The organism is Sporosarcina sp. SAFN-010, from assembly GCF_059415065.1.
This window is the reverse complement of the sequence record NZ_JBPFDS010000017.1, coordinates 18,959-39,985: the sequence shown is the minus strand read 5'-3', so window position 1 is coordinate 39,985 and position 21,027 is coordinate 18,959. Positions and strand designations below refer to the sequence as shown.

The following is a 21,027-nucleotide window of genomic DNA, read 5'->3' as shown; positions in this document are numbered from 1 at the left end:
GGGAGGGAAATTATTATGAGCACAATTATTTCTAATCGTGATGTTATTGTAAGTTCAATTGAATCGAACCGGGATCTATACATTCAAACGAGTCAAGAAATCCATGCCACACCTGAAATCGGAAACCAAGAATTCTTTGCTAGCGAGAAACATGTCAAGCTATTAAAGGATGAAGGTTTTGAAGTTACAACGGCCGTTGCTGGACATGAAACATCATTTTACGCGGTGAAAGACAGTGGTGTTCCAGGACCCACCATCGCTTTTCTTGCGGAATACGATGCACTCCCAGGATTAGGCCATGCGTGCGGGCATAATATTATTGGTACAACTAGTGTAGCTGCTGGGATTGCTTGTTCAAAAATACTATCCGAGAGTGGAGGACAGATCGTTGTGCTGGGCACGCCTGCTGAAGAAGGCGGTCCGAATGGAAGTGCAAAAGGAAGCTTTGTCAGACATGGCTACTTAAAAGGTGTCGACGCAGCACTTATGATTCATCCATCTGGGAAAACAGCATTGACGAGTGAGACATTAGCTGTTGACCCGCTAGACTTCCATTTTTACGGAAAGCCTGCGCATGCATCAGGTTCACCTGAAAAAGGAATCAATGCATTGGACGCGGTTATTCAACTCTTTAATGGAATAAACGCACTTCGTCAGCAGCTTCCATCGGATGTAAGAATCCACGGAATCATTACACATGGCGGAGATGCTCCTAATATAATTCCGGAATACGCATCCGCACGATTTTTCATCCGAGCGAAAACGTGGTCAAAAACCGAGGAAACTTCTGCTAAGGTTCGAGCTATAGCTGAGGGTGCAGCACTTGCGACAGGAGCTAAAGTTGAAATAAAACGATTCCAAAATGAAGTCAAAGATTTTGTGTTGAACTCTGTATTAGATGAAGTTTTACATGAGGAATTAGAAACGTTCGGTGAAGTCGTTCATACTGATAAGAAAATAGGTAAGGGTTCTACAGATGCCGGGAATATTAGTTATGAAGTCCCCACAGCGCATCCTTATATAAAGATTGGCCCGGATGACTTAGTTGCCCATACGGATGAGTTTAGAGAAGCTGCAAAATCACCTGTTGGAGATGAAGCACTCATAAAAGGTGCAAAGGTTTTGGCGTCAACAGGCTATAGATTGTTAACAGACGCTGAGCTTCTGCATCGTGTTAAGAAGGAATTTGAAAAAAGTTTGAAAGAGAAACAATAAGGTCACTTATAATAAATTCATCTGTTAAATTGAATCGAGACTAACAAACAGTTTATTCTTCCTTATTCAAGGAAAGAATAAGCTGTTTTTGAATTGGAGATAGTTAATAGTAAAGGGAAATCCGCTCTTTATTTCAAAAAAGGTCTGGATGTGTCAAGGGTTCAAGGATTACATTGCCCAGAATAGTATTTGAAAAACATTTAAATGATAGTGAAGGTACGGATTTTCTGTGAAATCGATACAATCTTTACACACCTCACCATAGCTAAATTATCAGAAGTTCGATAAAATGAAATAATCGATAAGGGTACAGGAGGAATTGCAGTGGCTGAACAGAAAAAGACATTTTATATTACAACACCGATTTATTATCCAAGTGGTAAATTTCATATTGGTACGGCGTATACAACCGTGGCATCCGATGCGATGGCACGTTACAAAAGACTCCGGGGATACGATGTACGCTTCTTGACGGGAATGGACGAGCACGGACAAAAGATTCAAGAAAAAGCAGAAGAAGCAGGACGTCCTCCTCAAGAATACGTCAACGACATCGCTGACTATGCAAAACGGATATGGAAGTTGATGGACATTACGTATGATGACTTCATCCAAACAACAGAAGAGCGTCATAAAAAGACTGTCCAGAAGATTTTCCAAAAGTTTCTCGATAATGGAGATATCTATAAAGGGGAATACGAAGGGTGGAAATGTATTCCGTGTGAATCCTATTTCACTGAAGCGCAGCTAGTAGATGGGAATTGTCCAGATTGTGGGCGTCCTGTAGAACGCATAGCTGAAGAGTCGTATTTCTTTAATATGAAAAAGTATTCCGATCGCCTTCTTCAATATTACGAAGACAATCCAGGGTTCATCGAGCCGGAATCTCGTAAAAACGAAATGATTAATAACTTCATTAAACCGGGTCTTGAGGACTTATCCGTGTCGCGTGTTTCCTTCGACTGGGGCATTAAAGTACCAGGAGATCCGAAGCATGTCATTTACGTATGGGTCGATGCGTTAACCAACTACATTACATCACTTGGATACTTGTCGGATGATGATTCGCTATTTAACAAGTACTGGCCAGCTGACGTTCAAGTGGTTGGTAAAGACATCGTTCGTTTCCACACGATTTACTGGCCGATTTTCTTGATGGCACTAGACTTACCGCTACCGAAGAAAGTATTTGCACACGGATTCATCATGATGAAGGACGGTAAAATGTCCAAGTCTAAAGGAAATGTCGTCTATCCAGATATGCTTGTAGAACGTTACGGCCTGGACGCGACTCGTTACTTCCTATTACGTGAACTACCGTTTGGTCAAGATGGAACGTTTTCTCCAGAATCATTCGTTGAACGAACGAATTATGATTTAGCCAATGACTTAGGAAACTTGTTGAACCGCTCAGTTTCTATGATAAACAAATATTTTGATGGTGTGGTGCCTGTTGAACTCACAGAGCCAACGGAGTTTGACGAAAGTCTTCAATCCGCAATGACATCTACTGTGCAAAAGTATGAAGAGTCTCTTGAGAAAATGCAGTTCAGTATTGTGCTTTCCGAGCTATGGTCACTCGTATCGCGAACAAATAAATATATTGACGAAACGTCACCTTGGGTTCTTGCAAAAGAAGAGGCAGATCGCGGAAAGCTTGCCTCTGTAATGGTCCACTTAGCACAGTCACTACGCCATATCGCAGTGATGTTACAACCATTCATGACCGAGTCACCGAAAAAGATTATAGAGCAGCTCGGCTTAGACGAATCCCGATTGGCATGGGACACGTTAGGCGATTTCAATACTATTCCAGAAAACACGAAAGTTATTGAAAAGGGCGTACCAATTTTCCCTAGACTGGATAATGAAGTTGAAATTCAATACATTAAAGAACAAATGGCGATTACCGCTCCTAAAGAAGCAGAAAAAGAAGAGCCTAAGGAAGAAAAATTGGTGGAGGAAACTCCTGAAATTACAATTGACGCATTCAATGCCATCGATTTGAGAATTGCAACGGTAACTGCGTGTGAAAAGATACCGAAAGCGGACAAATTATTGAAGTTGCAAGTCGACTTAGGTTATGAGCAGAGACAAGTAGTTTCAGGTATTGCTGAACATTACGATCCAGACCAATTGGTTGGACAAAAAGTAATTGTGGTAGCTAATTTAAAACCCGTTAAATTGCGGGGCGAATTGTCTCAAGGGATGATATTAGCTGGTACGTCAGACGGAGTGTTAAAACTCGCTACAGCAGACGCATCTCTTGCAAATGGATCGCGTGTAAAATAATATAGGACAGCGGCTTTCTTCGGAGAGCCGCTGTTGTCTTTTGTTTGTAACCGTTTTGTAATGAAACTGCGATGTTTGTGTAAAGACAGGGCAGTACACTATAACTTATGTGAGGCGATAGAAATGTTAATAGACACACATGTCCATTTAAATGATAACCAGTATGAACAAGACATAGACCAAGTTATTCAGCGCGCACTTGACGCAGGTGTTGAACGAATGGTTGTTGTCGGTTTTGACCGCCCCACCATTACCAGAGCAATGGAGCTTACAGAAAAACATAGCTTTATATACGCGGTGGTCGGTTGGCATCCGGTTGATGCAATCGATTGTACCGAAGAAGATTTACAATGGATTGAAGAGTTAGCGGCACATCCGAAAGTTGTTGGAATCGGAGAAACTGGACTCGACTATCATTGGGATAAGTCACCAAAAGAGGTTCAGCAAGAACTGTTTCGAAAGCAAATACAACTTGCTAAAAAAGTGGATTTGCCGATTATCATTCATAATCGAGATGCAACAGCGGATGTCGTACAAATCTTGCAAGAAGAAGAAGCCGGAACGACGGGTGGCATTATGCACTGCTTTAGTGGAAGTGTAGAAACTGCTAAACAATGCATAGATATGAACTTTATGATTTCGCTCGGAGGCCCGGTGACATTCAAAAATGCCAAGATGCCGAAACAAGTTGCGACTGAAATTCCTCTCGAGTATTTACTTGTAGAAACAGACGCTCCATATCTTGCACCCCATCCACACCGTGGTAAAAGAAACGAACCTGCATATGTTGCACTAGTTGCAGAACAAATCGCAGAACTAAAAGGAATATCACTCAAAGAGGTAGCTCAAATTACTACTCAAAATGCTATGAAATTATTTGCCATCAACTGACTTGATTTGCCGGGAGAATCACCCATTCTTTGAAGATAGGTGACTTCCGGCATTCCTATGCGGGAAAGTTAGAACGGTTGACAGCGTGAAATTGAGCCTATATAATCAGCCGAGTGAATAAGGAGGAGATTTTTTTCATGACGAAACGTACCATGGGAAACCAATTCTTTCAATCACTGAGGATACAAAAAATCGCAGCTGGCATAGCGATACTAGCGATTTTTATAACTGTTCTTTCTTTTGCTTTCTACGAAGGCACGAAGAAAAACATCACGCTTGAAGCGGGTGGCGAAACAGTAGAATTTAAAACACACGCGAAAACAGTTAAAGATGTACTGGCACAGCGTGATATAGAGATTGGGTCCCACGACGTAATTTCACCCTCAGCAACAACATCCATCAAAGATGGAATGACGATTGATTGGAAACAGGCAAAACCCGTTGCAATAAATATGAATAACGACTCAACGACGATTTGGACGACCAAGTCTACAGTAAAAGACATCCTTAATGAAGCGGGTGTGGAACTGGCAGATCATGATTCAGTTGAACCAAGCCTAGAGAGTAGAGTTGGTAATTCAGATGAAATATCGATTGACAAAGCGTTCCAAGTTACACTTAAAGACGGTGAGAAGTCTACAAAAGTATGGTCCACTTCGACTACGGTCGCTGACTTTTTAAAGAACGAGAACATTCAACTTAGTGAGTTGGATCGATTGGAAAGTGATAAGGAGCAAATGCTGCTACCGAAATCTGTTGTCTCAATTGTTCGTGTGGAAAAGGTCACCGATGTAGTGGAAGAGCCGACGGATTTTGACGTGAAAACACGTACTGACGATAGTTTACTGAAAGGACGAGAAAAGGTTGTCCGAGAAGGTGAAAATGGTAAAGTCAGAAAGAGATTCGAAATCGTCAAAGAGAACGGAAAAGAAGTATCACGTAAGCTTATGCGTGAGCACGTTGTCGCACATCCAAAAACTAAAGTAGTTTCTGTAGGTTCGAAAGTTGCGCTTGCAAGTGCAGCACCGAAATCTTCTACTGTGAAGACTAGTGTTTCACGTGGAAATGGAAGTGAGTCCGGCAAAGTGATGTATATGAACGCAACTGCTTATACAGCACATTGCACGGGATGTAGTGGGATTACTGCTACTGGCATTAACTTAGCTGCCAATCCGAACTTGAAAGTCATAGCGGTCGATCCGAGTGTCATTCCACTCGGTTCAAAGGTATGGGTTGAGGGCTACGGCTACGCAATTGCTGGCGATACAGGTGGTGCTATAAAAGGCAATCGTATCGATTTGCACGTACCTAATGACGCTGTTGCCAAAAAGTTCGGTAGACGTCAAGTAAAGATCAAAGTATTAAAGTAATAGCACGCCGCACAGTCTATAGAGGTAGGTCCAACAATCCGCATGGCTTGAAACTAGCCATGCGGATTGTTGTGGTATTTACGTATTCTGTACAATAATGGGTACAGCCGTTAGAATTGAAGAAGACTTATTTTCAGGAAAGAGGAATACAGTGGATATAAAAGAAGTTATCGTCGTCGAAGGAAAGTCTGACACGATTGCCATAAAGCGGGCAACTGGAGCAGATACCATCGAAACCAATGGTTCAGCAGTCAGTCAAGAAGCCCTTACTAAAATTCGTCATGCTCAAGATACACGTGGGGTTATTGTATTTACGGATCCGGACTATCCTGGTAGAAGAATCCGAGCAATCATCGAACAACAAATTCCAGAAGTTAAGCATGCCTTCTTAACAAGAGATCGTGCGATTGCGAAGAACGGAAAAAAAGTTGGAATTGAGCATGCCACGGATGAGGACATTAGAACTGCTCTCCAAGCCGTCTACACAGTTGATACAACTATAATAGAAGAAACACCGCGCGAACTACTAATTGAAGCACGTTTAATTGGGCATCCTGAAGCTAAAAAGCGCCGTGATCGCTTAAGTGAGCTTTTGAAAATTGGTCATGTGAATGGTAAAGGACTCCAAAAACGGCTTACCATGTTTCGGATTAGTGAAACTGTGCTCATGCAGGCACTTTTAAAGATAGACGAGGAGGAACAAGAATGGTGAAAGACATCGCAACCCCCGCAAGAACAAAGGAAATTCTGGAAAAGCACGGATTTTCTTTTAAAAAAAGTTTAGGGCAGAACTTTTTGATCGACCCGAATATATTAAAAAACATCATTTATCATGCTGGTATCGATAAGCGATCGGGTGTCATCGAAATTGGACCGGGTATTGGTGCACTTACAGAACATATTGCACGTGCAGCAGGTAAAGTTGTCGCTTATGAAATAGATGATCGTTTGCTACCAGTTTTAGAAGATACTCTTTCTCCCTACTCAAACGTCACAGTCATTCATCAAGACATACTGGACGTTGATTTAAACGCGGCTATTGAAGAACAATTCTCAGATGTTGATGAAGTGACCGTCGTTGCAAACCTCCCATACTACGTCACGACACCGATCATTATGAAGTTTTTGATGGGCAAGGTACCCATTGAGCGAATGGTCATTATGATGCAACACGAGGTGGCTGATCGTATCACTGCTGTTCCGGGCACAAAAGCGTATGGATCTCTCTCGATTGCGATTCAGTATTATATGGACGCAGAGGTTTCGATGGTTGTCCCAAGAACGGTATTCATGCCACAGCCTAACGTAGAGTCTGCTGTCCTTCGTTTGTCGAGAAAAGCACAACCACCTGCTTCAGTTATTAATGAAGAATTTCTATTTCAAGTGGCGAGAGGATCTTTTGTGCAACGACGAAAGACCATCTTAAATAACTTACAAACGTCTCTTCCTCAAGGAAAGGCGAAGAAGGAAGCAATCATTGCTGCACTTACTGAAGCAGGAATAGATCCAGTAAGAAGAGGAGAAACTCTTTCTATTGAAGAATTCGCGAACCTGTCGAATGCTTTGTATGAGGAGTTTTATAGTAGCGAAAAGTAAGGCATCCTGAAGTTATGACTATTTTAAGAAAAAAAGAATGTCGAAAGGTGAGAAATTGCTATAAAAGGATTGACAAAGAGGATTTCAACCTGTTAAAATTTAAATTTTAATTGACAGAACTTTTTAACTGTGTTATGATAATACACAGTGAGGTGGAAGCGACGTGCCAAAAACATTAGCGGACATTAAAAAGTCATTGGATGCTCACTTAGGAAAACGTCTGCACCTTCGTGCAAACGGCGGTCGTAAAAAAACGATCGAAAGAGCTGGAATCCTTCGTGACACGTATCGTGCGGTATTTGTAGTGGAACTTGATCAGGACGAAAATGCGTTTGAACGGGTATCATACAGCTATGCGGATATTTTAACTGAAGCAGTTGAAATAACGATACTGGACGGTGGAGACACCACAGCGTTTGAGATTAAATAGCACTTTTATCATTTTTGATTTATTTTTAAACAAAACACCTCCTACTTTCCTTTGAAAGTAGGAGGTGTTTTTTTGTGGTTCATGTTCATACTACACTTGTCAGCCAAGAAGGAGGAAACCTAAATGGCGAGAAGAAACGGCGTAATGTCTGAGCAACTTAAAGAAGAGATTGCAAAAGAACTTGGATTTTACGATGTGGTTCAACGTGAAGGTTGGGGAGGCATCAAGTCTCGAGATGCGGGCAACATGGTGAAGCGCGCAATTGAGATGGCAGGACAAGGTATGGCGGATAAAGATCGACCACAATAATGTTCATTGGACCTTGTACGACCCAAATCCAACGTAAGGCTGACAAAAGGGGCTGTTGCTATGCACACTGTGTGCCTTGCACGGCTCTTTTTTTGTATTCAACCATTGTTTTTTTATCGAATCTAGGCACTTTTAAACCCTCCTATGGTAAAATAGTGAGCAATGAAGTTTGAATGGAGGCAGCCAGATGAGTATGGTATCTGAAAAAGCGCCAGCTAAAATAAATTTAACGCTCGATGTCCTACAAAAACGTCCGGACGGTTTTCATGAAGTTGAAATGATAATGACAACAGTGGACCTAGCAGATCGTATTTGGTTAAAACCTTTAGATCGAGGCATTACAATCCGTTCTTCGGAACGGTTTGTACCGAATGATAAACGCAATCTAGCGTGGCAAGCAGCAGACATTCTAAGGAAAAAATTTGATATCCGAAGTGGTGTGGAAATCACTCTCGACAAAAACATTCCGGTTGCTGCAGGCTTAGCGGGTGGTAGTTCCGATGCAGCTGCTACCTTAAGAGGATTAAATAGATTGTGGAATCTTGGACTCTCATTGGACGAGTTAGCGGTACTCGGTGCAAGTATTGGTTCGGACATCCCGTTTTGTGTGTATGGCGGAACAGCACTTGCTTCCGGACGCGGTGAACAAATTCAACACTTACCCGTTCCACCGAATTGCTGGGTTGTGTTAGCAAAGCCTCCTATCTCAGTATCGACTGCAGATATTTATGGGGGTCTGGACATTCGAGGTATTCAGCATCCTGATACTGCGGGCATGATGCAGGCACTCGCTTCATCCGATTATCAAACGATGTGCAAGAAGGTAGGCAATGCATTAGAGCCGGTCACGATGCGTCTACATCCCCAAGTAAGTGTACTAAAAGATCAAATGTTGAAGTTTGGAGCGGACACAGTACTGATGAGTGGAAGTGGTCCTACGGTGTTCGGACTCGTTCAACATGAATCCCAGGTCGCTCGTATTTATAATGGACTAAAAGGATTCTGTCCCGAAGTTTATGCAGTTCGAATGATGGGGGAACGTATCAACCTTGCTTGAAAACGGACGATTGTGGTAGTCTGAAGTTATAATATTCGGGTTTTAGGAGTTGTTGGATATGAAATGGAAGAGGAGTGAACGTCTCGTTGAGATGACACGCCATCTGTTGGAGAACCCTCATCAACTCATTCCGCTAACGGTTTTCTCAGAACGTTTTCAGGCCGCAAAGTCATCAATTAGTGAAGACCTGACGATAATCAAAGAGACATTTGAAGAAAGTGGAACCGGAAAGCTATTGACAGTTTCTGGAGCTGCTGGCGGGGTGAAATATATTCCGTTGATGTCTGATCGAGCGGTGCGAGAGGTGATCGCACAAATGATCGAAGAATTGAGTCACTCTGACCGGTTATTGCCGGGAGGATACTTATATTTGACTGATTTACTTGGGAATCCGCAGCTGATGGACAAAGTAGGGCGAGTGTTTGCCTCAGCTTTCTCGAATCACAAAATTGACGTTATTATGACAGTAGCAACGAAGGGTATCCCAATTGCCCAAGCGATTGCCCGTCATTTGAATGTTCCTGTTGTGATTGTGCGGAGAGACAGTAAAGTGACAGAAGGATCGACAGTTAGTATTAATTACGTTTCCGGATCGACCCGAAGAATCCAAACAATGGTGTTGTCAAAGCGTAGTATGAAAAGCGGACAGCGAGTCTTATTGACGGATGATTTCATGAAAGCTGGAGGTACAATGCTCGGTATGCGCCACTTGGTTGAAGAGTTTGACTGTGAACTGGCAGGTGCTGCCGTACTCGTTGAATCTGAACACTCAGAAGAGGTCCTTGTCGAAAACTACCGATCTCTCGTGAAGTTGTGCAAAGTGAATGAGAGAAATCGAACAATTGAGCTGGAAGAGGGAAACTACTTTTTGGAAGGTGGAGATGAAAGATGAATTATGTAGCTACTGATCAAGCACCGAAAGCGATTGGACCTTATGCACAAGCAGTGAAGGTGAATGGTTTGGTTTACACGTCTGGCCAAATTCCGTTGCAAACAGATGGGGAAATTGCAGGGACGACGATCGAAGAGCAAACGAACCAAGTGTTTGAAAACTTGAAAGCAGTGCTTGCAGAAGCGAACTCATCTCTATCTCAAGTGGTCAAAGCTACGGTTTTCATTAAAGACATGAATGAGTTTGGCGCACTTAACGAAGTCTATGCAAAGCATTTTGGAGATCACACGCCAGCGCGTTCAACAGTAGAAGTGGCGCGACTTCCTAAAGATGTAAAAGTTGAAATTGAAGTTGTTGCAGTTACAGCAGAATAATAGAAAACGTTCCTTTAAGGGGACGTTTTTTTGTGATTCAATGAAATTTTAAATTATCCGAAAAATTTAAAATTGCAAAAAGGGATTTTAAAAGATTTGTAGAATGGTTACAGCATACAGTTTTCACGAAAGGGGAATGGGAACGAGTATGCAAGTTACTAATGTTCGCTTACGTAAGATAGAGACCAATGGGAGAATGCGCGCAATCGCTTCAATTACATTTGACGAAGAATTTGTCGTGCATGATATACGAATTATTGAAGGGAATGACGGTCTGTTTGTTGCAATGCCAAGCAAACGAACGCCGGACGGAGAGTTTAGGGATGTAGCGCACCCTATTAATCCTGCATCGCGGACAAAGATTCAAGATGCCGTTTTAGATGCATATTTTGCAGATGAGAAAGAACCAGCTTTAGAGGAAGTAACTGTTTAAAAGAGAAACTGTCGATGAATTGTCACAGAGCCGCCGCCATTTTGCGCAGCGGCTCTTTCCACGCGATTCTGACTAACTTTAAATAGAAAAAGATATTAATAATAGAATATTGACTTCAACTTGTCAAGTAGGAATAGTTGAAAAATCCAACCCACTCAGCTATAGTCATATATGAAAAAATAGATGGAGGACGACTCATGACACATACATATGCAATTGTTTTGGCGGCTGGTCAAGGCACACGCATGAAGTCCAATTTATATAAAGTGCTTCACCCCGTTTGCGGTAAACCTATGGTTGAACATGTGATTGATCACGTAAAAGGTATAGGGGCAGACCGAGTAGTAACTGTCGTTGGCCATGGCGCGGAACTCGTTGAAGAGACGCTAGGTCAAAAAAGTGAATATGTCCTTCAAGCTGAGCAGCTTGGGACGGCACATGCAGTTCAGCAAGCAGAAAACCTATTAGGTGACTTGGAAGGAACTACACTCGTTATTTGTGGAGATACACCGCTAATCCGTTCTGAAACAATGGAGGCACTTGTGAGTAAACACAAAGAACTTGGTGCGAAAGCGACTATTCTTACTGCGATTGCAGATAATCCTACTGGATACGGCCGAATCATCCGGGGCGACCAAGGACAAGTCCTTCGAAATGTGGAGCAAAAGGATGCAACACCTGAAGAACAAGCAGTCACTGAGATCAATACCGGAACGTATTGTTTTGATAACCGTGCTCTTTTTGAAGCACTCAAAAAAGTGAAGAATGACAATGCGCAAGGTGAATACTACTTACCGGACGTAATGGGCATACTTCAATCTGAAGGAGCACTTATTGGTGCTCACGTTTCAGACGATTTCAGCGAAACACTTGGTGTCAATGATCGTGTCGTACTTGCGCAAGCAGAATCAGTTATGCGCCATCGCATTGCAGAGAAGCACATGCGGAATGGAGTTACAATAATTGCTCCTGACACAACTGTGATTAGTGCAGATGCGATCATCGGTCGAGATACGGTTATTCAACCAGGAACAATTATTGAAGGCCCGAGTGTAATTGGTGAAGAGTGTACCATTGGACCGAATAGCCACATTGTGAACAGTGAAATCAGTAATCGGACATCGATACATTCTTCTGTGGTCAAGTCGAGCAAAATCGGATCGGATACAACAGTGGGACCGTTTGCCCACATCCGTCCAGAGACAGATCTCGGTGATCACGTGAAGGTCGGAAACTTCGTTGAAATTAAGAAATCTTCATTTGGACATGGAAGTAAAGTATCACATCTAAGTTATATCGGGGATGCGGAAGTTGGATCTGCTGTTAATATTGGTTGCGGCTCTATTACGGTTAACTACGATGGAAAAAACAAGTTTAAAACGACGATTGAAGACGAAGCATTTATCGGCTGTAATTCGAATTTAGTAGCACCTGTCACAGTAGGAAAAGGCTCTTACGTTGCTGCAGGTTCAACGGTTACTAAGGATGTTCCACAAGATTCACTTGCAATTGCACGGGCTCGCCAGGAGAATAAAGAAGGATATGCAACAAAACTAAATTCTAAACGATAAAACAGGAGGTCCATCATGGGCAATGAATATCCGAATCACAAACTGAAACTTTTTACGTTGAACGCAAACGAACCTTTAGCGAAAGAGGTAGCTGATGTAATTGGACGACCACTCGGCGAATGCTCTGTAAAGCGTTTCAGTGATGGAGAAGTTCAAATTAATATCGAAGAAAGCATCCGGGGCTGTGATGTTTTCGTAATTCAATCGACATCGTATCCTGTAAATGACAACTTAATGGAGCTCCTTATTATGATTGACGCATTGCGTCGAGCATCTGCCCGGACGATTAACGTTGTTATGCCCTACTATGGTTACGCACGTCAGGATCGTAAAGCTCGTTCACGTGAGCCGATTACAGCGAAACTTGTTGCAAACTTGCTTGAAAAAGCTGGAGCAGATCGCGTAATTGCAATGGACCTTCATGCACCACAAATTCAAGGATTCTTCGATATTCCTATTGATCATTTGGTTGCAGTACCTTTGCTATCAGATTACTTCAAAAACCAGGGATTCAAGGGTGACGATATCGTTATCGTTTCGCCAGATCATGGAGGAGTAACACGAGCTCGTAAAATGGCAGACCGTTTGAAAGCTCCAATTGCAATTATCGACAAACGCCGACCAAAGCCGAATGTCAGTGAAGTGATGAACATTGTTGGGCAAGTAGATGGTAAAATTGCAATCCTGATCGATGATATCATTGACACAGCGGGTACAATCACTGCAGGTGCAAATGCAATTATTGAAAGCGGAGCTAAAGAAGTATATGCATGTTGTACACACCCAGTGTTGTCAGGACCTGCTATTCAACGCATTAATGACTCAAAGATTAAAGAACTAGTCATTACAAATACGATTGAACTCCCAGAAGACAAGAACTCACCAAAAATCAAGCAACTATCTGTTGCAAAACTTATGGCTGATGCAATTGTACGTGTCTTTGAAGAGAAGTCGGTCAGCACTCTATTCGACTAAGCCGACAACATAGCTAACTGTGAACGTGCATGAAATGTTTTGGAACGTCTTGTAACGGGTATTTACTATGTAAGAAAACTTTTATATACAAAGGGGATTAAACATATGAGTACAGCATTACAGTCAAAAAAACGAGAATCTGCACCACAATCAGCATTGCGTCAATTACGTCATGAAGGAAAAGTTCCTTCTGTCGTATACGGTTTTAAAACAGAGTCAACTTCAATCACTGTTGAAGAACGAGACCTCATTAAAACGATTCAAGAACATGGTCGTAATGGAGCGTTCAAATTAGACGTTGATGGGAAGAAAGTAGACGTCATCTTAAGTGACTTTCAGGCAGACGCATTAACAGGGAAAGTCGAACATGCTGACTTCTTGGCAATCAACATGTCTGAAGAACTTGAAGTAGACGTTACAATTCACCTCTCAGGAGAGTCTGTTGGTGAAAAAGCAGGCGGCGTTGTTCAGCAGCCACTTTGGGAAGTGAAAGTGAAAGCGAAGCCTTCTGATATTCCAGAGCACATTGATGTGGATGTATCTAAATTGGATATCGGTGAAGCTATTCAAATTTCAGACTTACGTGCAGGCTCGAATTTTGAAATCCTTAACGAAGACGAAGAAACGGTCGTTCTCATTTCTGCTCCACGGACAGCTGAAGAACTAGAAGCGCTCGATGAAGATACTGCTAGCGAAACTGCAGAACCTGAAGTTGTAAACGAGAAGGATGAAGACCAAAAATAATCACCGAGAGCGCACGGCAACCCGTGCGCTTGTTTTTTCGTTTGTCGATTTTTTCTAAAGAAAGTGAGTAATTAGATGAAAATGATAATTGGACTCGGAAATCCGGGCAAACAATATGCGTCGACCCGCCATAACGTTGGATTTCAAGCAATCGATTTATTGGCAGAGCAACTAAATGCACCTGCTATGCTAACAAAATTCAATGGAATGATTACTACAGTTCATGTGGGATCGGAAAAAGTCATGCTCGTAAAACCATTGACGTATATGAACCTATCCGGTGAATGCGTACGCCCTCTTATGGACTATTACGAAATAGATGATGACGAGATTGTCGTCATTTATGATGATCTAGACCTGGCGCCTGGAAAGTTACGTCTTCGTGCGAAGGGTGGTGCGGGTGGACATAACGGTATGAAATCTTTGATTGCCCATATAGGAACAAACGAATTCAACCGAATCCGTGTCGGTGTCGGCAGACCTGATGGACCTATCAGTGTCGCAGATTATGTACTAAGTGCATTTAGCAAAGACGAACAGCCGCTCATTCAGGAGGCTGTGGTGAGAAGCGCATCCGCTTGTCGTGCGTGGTTAGATCGCCCGTTTCTTGAAATAATGAACGAATATAATGGAGCTTAAGCATAAGTCATTCCATCCATGCCTATACTTGTACAAAAAGAGAGGCGGTCTACTGGGTGATTTCTTATCGTTGTAAACATTGCCAAACGGAAATCGGCTCGATTCCGTTCGCGTCCGTCGAGGAAACAATCCGAGACTTATTAAAGGCTGATGAAACGAACGAGGAGCGCTTTGTCGAAGTATCTCATCATGGCGGGCTTGAAGTTCGTTGTATTTGCGAACAGTGTGAGCGTGTGATGCATGCGACTCCAGAGTATTATACAGTTGAAAAATGGCTTCAATAAGAAGCCGGGCTTTGGCACCTCATCGAGGGTGTGCAAAGCTTTTTGTGCTTATGCATTTCAGGGAGAAAGGGACGGATTCGAATGGATTCACTAGTAAACTATTACGAAACGACTTCGGAAATTGAGCGATTGACGAGCGAACTGAAACAAGGCCGAGATCGACAATTGCTGACTGGGTTGACGGGCGGTGCAAAAACACTTCTATTCAAAGCACTACAAAAAGATACGAGCCGTCCAATGCTCATCGTCTCGCCGAATATGTTGCAGGCACAGCGTACATATGAAGACCTTGTCAAGCTGTTGGGCGAAACCCAAGTCCATTTATATCCTGCAGAAGAGCTAGTTGCCGCTGACTTTGCTTTTGCCAGCTTTGAACTGCGCGCGGGACGAATTGACACACTCAATCATTTGGCAAAACACCGTGAAGGCATTTATATCACACCTGTAGCGGGTCTGAAAAAAATTGTTCCTTCCAAGGAACGGTGGGAAAGCAGCACGTTATCTGCAGCAATCGGTGATTCGATTCAAACAGACGAATGGCTTCAGCGCTTGATAAGTATGGGATACTCCCGACAAGATATGGTCACGGCGCCGGGTGAATTTGCCCTCCGTGGCGGTATTTTAGACGTCTACCCACTCACTACGGAAGACCCTGTACGGATAGAGTTATTTGATACGGATATCGATTCTATTCGTACGTTTTCAGCTGAAGATCAGCGCTCTACAGGAAAACTAGACCAAGTGACTCTCTTACCTGCAACCGAGTTCACCTGGTCTGAAGAGGATCTCAAGCAGATTGCAGACAAGCTTGAGGGAGCTCTTTCAAAAAGCTTGAAGAAAGTAAAAGATGAACTTGTAAAAGAGAACTTACTGCTATCTATCTCAGGAGATATAGAACTGATGAGGGCTGGAGTTCAGCCGGAGAATATGGTGAAGTATGCTGGTTTTGCGGGAGACCAAGTAGCGGAACTTGGGAGTTATCTGCCTGAAAATGCGCTTGTCATATTTGATGAAATCAATCGCATACAAGAAACAGCTGCAACTCTTGAAAAAGATGAAGAAGAATGGCGCATGTCTTTGTTGGAAGAAGGAAAAATCGTTCATGATGCTAAACTCTCGGTATCATTCATCGAAGCCCATGTAGCGCTGAACACGAAAACTATATACATGTCACTATTTACAAGAAGTCTGCCTGGAATTACGGTGAAAGAAATCATTTCCTATTCGTGTAAACCGATGCAGCAATTTCATGGTCAAATGAATTTGTTAAAATCGGAAATGGAACGTTGGCAGCAAAATCAGTTCAATGTTTTCATCCTTGCTGAAGGGAAGGAACGTGTCGATCAGGTCCACTCTATATTGAGCGATTACGATATAGATGCGACAGAGAACGGGGTTGCGACAAAAGAAGGAATGATCACTGTTGTGGATGGAAGTCTGCATGCGGGCTTTGAGCTTCCGTTGCATCGCCTTGTGGTTCTTACGGACGGGGAGCTATTTAAAGGGAAACCCAAACGGAAAACACGTCCACAAAAAGCTTCGAATGCAGAGCGTATTAAAAATTATTCTGAGATCCAACCTGGCGATTACATCGTTCACGTCAATCATGGTATTGGTAAGTATTATGGAGTCGTCACACTGGAAGTCAGTGGGATCAGTAAAGACTACCTCGATATTCGGTACCGTGGAGAAGACAAGTTGTTTGTCCCTGCCGACCAAATCGACTTGATCCAAAAGTATGTTGCTTCCGGTGATAAGGAACCGAAACTCCATAAACTAGGCGGAGCAGAATGGAAAAAGACGAAAACGAAAGTCACTGCCGCAGTTAAAGATATTGCGGATGATCTCATTAAGCTCTATGCCGAACGTGAAGCACAAAAAGGATACGCGTTTTCAGAAGACGATGACCTTCAACGGTCGTTTGAAAATGCTTTTCCTTATGACGAAACCGAAGATCAACTTCGCTCGATTGTTGAAGTGAAGAAAGATATGGAAAAAGAGCGCCCTATGGATCGGTTGTTATGTGGAGACGTAGGATATGGCAAGACGGAAGTTGCAATTCGTGCTGCTTTCAAAGCAGTATCAGACGGCAAACAAGTTGCCTTTCTTGTACCGACGACTATCTTAGCGCAGCAACACTACGAGACTATGAAGGCCAGATTTGCAGATTTCCCGCTAGAAGTATCGTTGTTAAATCGCTTTCGTTCCAAGAAACAACAAACCGAAACGAAAAAAGGACTTAAAAATGGAACAATCGATGTAGTAGTTGGAACCCACCGACTACTTTCTAAAGACGTGGCCTATCAAGACCTAGGATTGCTGATTGTTGATGAAGAGCAGCGGTTCGGTGTTACGCATAAAGAAAAACTGAAACAGTTAAAGACGAATGTCGATGTCTTAACGCTAACTGCAACTCCTATTCCACGGACGTTGCATATGTCGATGATCGGGGTCCGTGATCTGTCGATTATCGAAACCCCACCTGCGAATCGTTTTCCAGTTCAGACGTATGTCATGGAAAATAACCTTGCGTTAACACGTGAAGCGATAGAACGTGAGATGTCTCGAGGGGGACAGGTTTTCTATTTGTATAACCGTGTGGAGGATATGGCGAAGAAGGTCGATGAAATCCGTCAACTTGTCCCTGAAGCGCGCGTTGGATTTGCCCATGGTCAAATGGGGGAAGCGGCGTTAGAAGAAGTCATTCTTAGTTTCCTGGAGGGGGAATACGACGTTCTCGTCACCACAACGATAATTGAAACGGGAATCGATATCCCGAACGTCAATACGTTACTCGTTCATAACGCAGATCGAATGGGTCTCTCTCAGTTGTATCAGCTAAGAGGGCGCGTTGGACGTTCGAATCGTGTAGCGTACGCGTATTTCCTATATGAACGTGACAAAGTCCTAACGGAAGTTGCTGAAAACCGCCTTCAAGCGATTAAAGAATTTACGGAATTAGGATCTGGTTTTAAAATTGCAATGCGTGATTTGTCTATTCGAGGAGCGGGTAACTTACTTGGCTCCCAGCAACACGGATTCATCGACTCTGTCGGATTTGACTTGTACTCGCAAATGCTTCAAGACGCGGTTGAGGAGAAACAAACAGGTATCTCCAAAGAGGATCGTCCTGATCTAGAGATCTCGCTCCCAATCAACGCCTATCTACCGGATACGTATATTAAGGATGGCTATCAGAAAATCCAAATGTATAAACGTGTCAAAGCAATTGAGGTGGAAGAAGACTTTAATGAGTTGTGGGATGAAATGACGGATCGCTTCGGAGATCTGCCGTTTGAAGCCGAATTATTGCTTCGTGTTGGTCGTATCAAGGCATGGGGGAAAGCAGCAGGAGTGGTGTCGATCAAAAAACGACAAACTATGATTGAAATTCGCTTTTCATCCGAAGGAACCGCAAAAATAGATGGAGCCAAACTTGTTTCGGAGACGCTCAATTACGGTCGAGCTGTCGGTTTCACAATGGATAATGGAACTTTGCTCATTACAGTCGATGATCGACGATTAGGACAGCACACGGAGTTCGATATATTGGAAGCAATTATGCAACTTTTACAAGATGCATCGAAGGAAACAACTGAAGTTGATGCCGGATAGAGCCACCCCTGCATAAAATGCCCATGTATGAACCATACTGAAACCGTAGCGCGGATTTCATATGGAAAGTGAGGCATCATGCATGAAGGCAACCGGTATCGTCCGCAGAATCGATGACTTAGGAAGAGTGGTCATCCCGAAAGAGATTAGACGAACACTTCGGATACGAGAAGGAGATCCACTCGAAATTTTTACAGACCGTGATGGGGAAGTCATTTTAAAGAAGTATTCCCCGATTTCAGAGCTCGGCCAGTTTGCAGTAGAATATGCAGAAACCCTATATCAAACACTTGGGACTCCCACACTCATCAGTGATCGGGATGAAGTAATTGCTGTAGCGGGGCTTGCGAAAAAAGATTACATGAATCGGCAAATCTCCGCCGATGCAGAAGAAATGTTAACTAAGCGTACAATGATCACTGAAAAGATGGAGAAGACCGTTGAATGGGTACCTGGACAAACCGAACAGGTAAAATCGTATTGTGTGACTCCCATTGTCGTAAACGGCGATACGATTGGAGCCATTTACCTTCTCTCGAAAGTCCATTTCATTGGTGAAGCGGAACAGAAAACTGCTGAAACGGCAGCTCTGTTTTTATCGAAGCAAATGGAACAATAATGCACCTGCACAACCTGAGTACATCGGGATGTGCAGGTTTTTTTGTGCGTATCTTGTCATGCTGTCGTTTCAAGCTTCGAATGGTATAATGGACACCATCTACAAGACGAAAGAGGATTCAGTATGGCAGCATCGGAATGGAATATGAAAACATTCATGAAAGGTGCATCGATTTTAACGATATCTGCACTGATTGTGAAACTACTTGGGGCTGTCTATCGCGTACCGTTTCAAAACTTGGTCGGGGACAAGGGATTTTATATTTACCAACAAGTGTATCCTTTTATCGGGATATTCATCATCTGGACAACGTATGGAGCAGCAGTTGCAATCTCCAAGTTACTGGCGAGTACTCAACTTCCAGAAGAACGACGTGCCATTTTAAAGTTATCTTTTGTATATTTAGGTGTGCTGAGTATCGTCGCTTTCATCACTCTGCTTGCGGGCGCGTCTTGGATAGCCTCTTTGATGGGGGATCCTGAGTTAGCACCTCTGTTACAAACCGGCGCATATGTACTGCTTATTATGCCGTTTCTAGCGGTATATAAAGGAACCTTTCAATCCCGTGGAGAAATGGTACCTATAGCAGTGTCTGGTGTCGGGGAGCAAGGAATCCGTGTTGCGATTATTCTTGTCGGCACATGGATAGCAGTTCAATCAGGCGCATCGCTATACGAAACTGGAACGATAGCCGTTTGGGGGGCAGTCATCGGTCAAACAGCTGGGGTTGTACTGCTTTTTTTATGGAGCCGCAAGTCGGTAAAGGCGCCGGCTATCGCATTTCCTATTGATAAGCGAAAAGTAATAAAAGAGCTCACACTGATCAGCTTAAGTGTCAGTGCAAGCTCACTTATTTTACTGCTGTATCAGATGGCGGATGCGTTTACGATTTTGAATTTATTGACAAATCATGGTGTTCAAGAAGAAGCTGCTATGACAGTAAAAGGTGTGTACGATCGTGGGCAACCCCTCGTTCAGCTCGGTAGCCTCATTGCTACAACGCTAGCAATGGCAATTGTTCCGCTCATTTCACACCATACAACGATGTCTGGCGGACGAAGCGCATGCCCATTTGTTCGTTTGACCTTCCGTGTAGCAATTTTGTTTGGGTTGGCAGCGGCAGTAGGACTCGCAGCTCTGTTACCGCAAGTAAACGTGTTGCTATTTGAAACGAGCGAAGGATCATTTGCACTTGCTGTGTTTTGTGTACAGATATTCTGGCTGTCGCTTGTGTTGCCGTTATGTGCAATTTTGCAAGGGGCGGGTTTAGGAAAAGTACCAGCAGGGTTACTACTTGTTGGGCTTGCTGTGAAAATCGTCGCGAACGTTCTGCTCGTTCCCTTATACGGAATAACGGGGGCTGCATTCGCTGGAAACATTGGATTTGCTGTGACTGCAGCAGGGTTAATCGTGTACTTTAAGCGCATGTGGCCAGAGCGGCTAGCCCCCGGACGTTTTTACGGCTGGATTTCACTTGCAACGATAGCCATGGTTGGTGTGGTTGAGTTGTGGTTATGGATTAGTAGCACCTTCACTCTAGGTGAAAGCGCGAGGCTAGCTGCAGCACAGTCTGCATTTCCTGCAGTGGTGCTGGGGGCGACGGTGTTCCTTATAATCGTTATGAAGTCTCGTGTCCTCGCAGAAAAGGACTGGTACTTACTGCCGTTCGGGAAGCGATTGGCACGAGTGCAATTATTATTGACGAAAAAGAGAAGGTGAAG

20 protein-coding genes are annotated in these 21,027 nt (G+C 43.3%); all 20 read left to right on the top strand.

Translation table 11 applies throughout. From position 1 onward, the window contains the following. The first annotated feature begins 15 nt into the window (after positions 1-15). The 20 genes from ACR65F_RS15790 to ACR65F_RS15695 all read left to right on the top strand — a co-directional run bounded on the left by ACR65F_RS15790 (position 16) and on the right by ACR65F_RS15695 (position 21,025). Entirely contained in the window at positions 16-1,215 is a 1,200-nt protein-coding gene (locus ACR65F_RS15790) for a M20 family metallopeptidase (RefSeq protein ID WP_440504981.1), read from the top strand. Positions 1,216-1,539: 324 nt separating this feature from the next. After that, positions 1,540-3,507 (top strand): methionine--tRNA ligase, encoded by a 1,968-nt coding sequence (gene metG, locus ACR65F_RS15785; protein WP_440504980.1) that lies wholly within the window; start codon positions 1,540-1,542, stop codon positions 3,505-3,507. Between the two features lie 123 nt (positions 3,508-3,630). After that, complete coding sequence (locus ACR65F_RS15780) at positions 3,631-4,398, top strand: TatD family hydrolase (RefSeq protein WP_440504979.1); 768 nt, start codon at positions 3,631-3,633, stop codon at positions 4,396-4,398. Between the two features lie 137 nt (positions 4,399-4,535). Beyond that, positions 4,536-5,768: a ubiquitin-like domain-containing protein gene (locus tag ACR65F_RS15775; protein ID WP_440504978.1), complete on the top strand. Its 1,233-nt coding sequence runs from the start codon at positions 4,536-4,538 to the stop codon at positions 5,766-5,768. 151 nt (positions 5,769-5,919) lie between these two features. After that, a complete protein-coding gene (rnmV, locus tag ACR65F_RS15770) occupies positions 5,920-6,480 on the top strand; it encodes a ribonuclease M5 (protein ID WP_125102730.1) in 561 nt (186 codons plus the stop codon). Then, the gene (gene rsmA, locus ACR65F_RS15765) at positions 6,474-7,364 is read left to right on the top strand and encodes a 16S rRNA (adenine(1518)-N(6)/adenine(1519)-N(6))-dimethyltransferase RsmA (protein ID WP_440504977.1); all 891 of its coding nucleotides are present in this window, start codon (positions 6,474-6,476) and stop codon (positions 7,362-7,364) included. The genes rnmV and rsmA overlap by 7 nt, the downstream gene beginning before the upstream one ends. Before the next feature lie 163 nt (positions 7,365-7,527). Continuing rightward, positions 7,528-7,794 carry a biofilm formation stimulator Veg gene (veg, locus tag ACR65F_RS15760; RefSeq protein ID WP_025783693.1) on the top strand — a complete coding sequence of 89 codons (267 nt, stop codon included), beginning with the start codon at positions 7,528-7,530 and terminating at the stop codon, positions 7,792-7,794. A 123-nt stretch (positions 7,795-7,917) separates the two neighbouring features. Further along, positions 7,918-8,103, top strand: coding sequence for a small, acid-soluble spore protein, alpha/beta type (locus tag ACR65F_RS15755; protein ID WP_025783695.1), 186 nt, complete (start codon positions 7,918-7,920; stop codon positions 8,101-8,103). A gap of 193 nt (positions 8,104-8,296) precedes the next feature. Further along, complete coding sequence (gene ispE / locus ACR65F_RS15750; RefSeq protein ID WP_039043172.1) at positions 8,297-9,160, top strand: 4-(cytidine 5'-diphospho)-2-C-methyl-D-erythritol kinase; 864 nt, start codon at positions 8,297-8,299, stop codon at positions 9,158-9,160. 58 nt (positions 9,161-9,218) lie between these two features. Continuing rightward, positions 9,219-10,052, top strand: a complete 834-nt coding sequence (purR, locus tag ACR65F_RS15745; protein ID WP_039043149.1) for a pur operon repressor — start codon at positions 9,219-9,221, stop codon at positions 10,050-10,052. Next, on the top strand, positions 10,049-10,426 hold the full coding sequence (locus ACR65F_RS15740) for a RidA family protein (protein ID WP_039043148.1): 378 nt from the start codon (positions 10,049-10,051) through the stop codon (positions 10,424-10,426). The genes purR and ACR65F_RS15740 overlap by 4 nt, the downstream gene beginning before the upstream one ends. 148 nt (positions 10,427-10,574) lie before the next feature. Continuing rightward, the gene (gene spoVG / locus ACR65F_RS15735; RefSeq protein WP_039043147.1) at positions 10,575-10,859 is read left to right on the top strand and encodes a septation regulator SpoVG; all 285 of its coding nucleotides are present in this window, start codon (positions 10,575-10,577) and stop codon (positions 10,857-10,859) included. A 197-nt stretch (positions 10,860-11,056) separates the two neighbouring features. Continuing rightward, on the top strand, positions 11,057-12,430 hold the full coding sequence (gene glmU, locus ACR65F_RS15730; protein ID WP_039043146.1) for a bifunctional UDP-N-acetylglucosamine diphosphorylase/glucosamine-1-phosphate N-acetyltransferase GlmU: 1,374 nt from the start codon (positions 11,057-11,059) through the stop codon (positions 12,428-12,430). 15 nt (positions 12,431-12,445) lie between these two features. Beyond that, a complete protein-coding gene (locus ACR65F_RS15725) occupies positions 12,446-13,405 on the top strand; it encodes a ribose-phosphate diphosphokinase (RefSeq protein WP_039043145.1) in 960 nt (319 codons plus the stop codon). Positions 13,406-13,510: 105 nt separating this feature from the next. Further along, entirely contained in the window at positions 13,511-14,149 is a 639-nt protein-coding gene (locus tag ACR65F_RS15720) for a 50S ribosomal protein L25/general stress protein Ctc (protein ID WP_039043144.1), read from the top strand. Between the two features lie 75 nt (positions 14,150-14,224). Then, positions 14,225-14,788 (top strand): aminoacyl-tRNA hydrolase, encoded by a 564-nt coding sequence (pth, locus tag ACR65F_RS15715; protein ID WP_440504976.1) that lies wholly within the window; start codon positions 14,225-14,227, stop codon positions 14,786-14,788. 56 nt (positions 14,789-14,844) lie between these two features. Beyond that, the gene (locus tag ACR65F_RS15710; RefSeq protein WP_039043142.1) at positions 14,845-15,072 is read left to right on the top strand and encodes an anti-sigma-F factor Fin; all 228 of its coding nucleotides are present in this window, start codon (positions 14,845-14,847) and stop codon (positions 15,070-15,072) included. 81 nt (positions 15,073-15,153) lie between these two features. Next, positions 15,154-18,687 (top strand): transcription-repair coupling factor, encoded by a 3,534-nt coding sequence (gene mfd / locus ACR65F_RS15705; protein WP_440504975.1) that lies wholly within the window; start codon positions 15,154-15,156, stop codon positions 18,685-18,687. Positions 18,688-18,769: 82 nt separating this feature from the next. After that, positions 18,770-19,306 (top strand): stage V sporulation protein T, encoded by a 537-nt coding sequence (spoVT, locus tag ACR65F_RS15700; protein ID WP_125102722.1) that lies wholly within the window; start codon positions 18,770-18,772, stop codon positions 19,304-19,306. 123 nt (positions 19,307-19,429) lie between these two features. Continuing rightward, the gene (locus ACR65F_RS15695; protein ID WP_440504974.1) at positions 19,430-21,025 is read left to right on the top strand and encodes a putative polysaccharide biosynthesis protein; all 1,596 of its coding nucleotides are present in this window, start codon (positions 19,430-19,432) and stop codon (positions 21,023-21,025) included. Positions 21,026-21,027: the final 2 nt, after the last annotated feature.

Excerpts from the sequence above, each read along its gene's own strand:
- ACR65F_RS15790 (WP_440504981.1), top strand. The coding sequence starts at position 16 with ATGAGCACAATTATTTCTAATCGTGATGTTATTGTAAGTTCAATTGAA.
- ACR65F_RS15780 (WP_440504979.1), top strand. The coding sequence starts at position 3,631 with ATGTTAATAGACACACATGTCCATTTAAATGATAACCAGTATGAACAA.
- ACR65F_RS15775 (WP_440504978.1), top strand. The coding sequence starts at position 4,536 with ATGACGAAACGTACCATGGGAAACCAATTCTTTCAATCACTGAGGATA.
- rsmA (WP_440504977.1), top strand. The coding sequence starts at position 6,474 with ATGGTGAAAGACATCGCAACCCCCGCAAGAACAAAGGAAATTCTGGAA.
- ACR65F_RS15755 (WP_025783695.1), top strand. The coding sequence starts at position 7,918 with ATGGCGAGAAGAAACGGCGTAATGTCTGAGCAACTTAAAGAAGAGATT.
- ispE (WP_039043172.1), top strand. The coding sequence starts at position 8,297 with ATGGTATCTGAAAAAGCGCCAGCTAAAATAAATTTAACGCTCGATGTC.
- purR (WP_039043149.1), top strand. The coding sequence starts at position 9,219 with ATGAAATGGAAGAGGAGTGAACGTCTCGTTGAGATGACACGCCATCTG.
- ACR65F_RS15740 (WP_039043148.1), top strand. The coding sequence starts at position 10,049 with ATGAATTATGTAGCTACTGATCAAGCACCGAAAGCGATTGGACCTTAT.
- spoVG (WP_039043147.1), top strand. The coding sequence starts at position 10,575 with ATGCAAGTTACTAATGTTCGCTTACGTAAGATAGAGACCAATGGGAGA.
- glmU (WP_039043146.1), top strand. The coding sequence starts at position 11,057 with ATGACACATACATATGCAATTGTTTTGGCGGCTGGTCAAGGCACACGC.
- ACR65F_RS15725 (WP_039043145.1), top strand. The coding sequence starts at position 12,446 with ATGGGCAATGAATATCCGAATCACAAACTGAAACTTTTTACGTTGAAC.
- ACR65F_RS15720 (WP_039043144.1), top strand. The coding sequence starts at position 13,511 with ATGAGTACAGCATTACAGTCAAAAAAACGAGAATCTGCACCACAATCA.
- pth (WP_440504976.1), top strand. The coding sequence starts at position 14,225 with ATGAAAATGATAATTGGACTCGGAAATCCGGGCAAACAATATGCGTCG.
- mfd (WP_440504975.1), top strand. The coding sequence starts at position 15,154 with ATGGATTCACTAGTAAACTATTACGAAACGACTTCGGAAATTGAGCGA.
- spoVT (WP_125102722.1), top strand. The coding sequence starts at position 18,770 with ATGAAGGCAACCGGTATCGTCCGCAGAATCGATGACTTAGGAAGAGTG.
- ACR65F_RS15695 (WP_440504974.1), top strand. The coding sequence starts at position 19,430 with ATGGCAGCATCGGAATGGAATATGAAAACATTCATGAAAGGTGCATCG.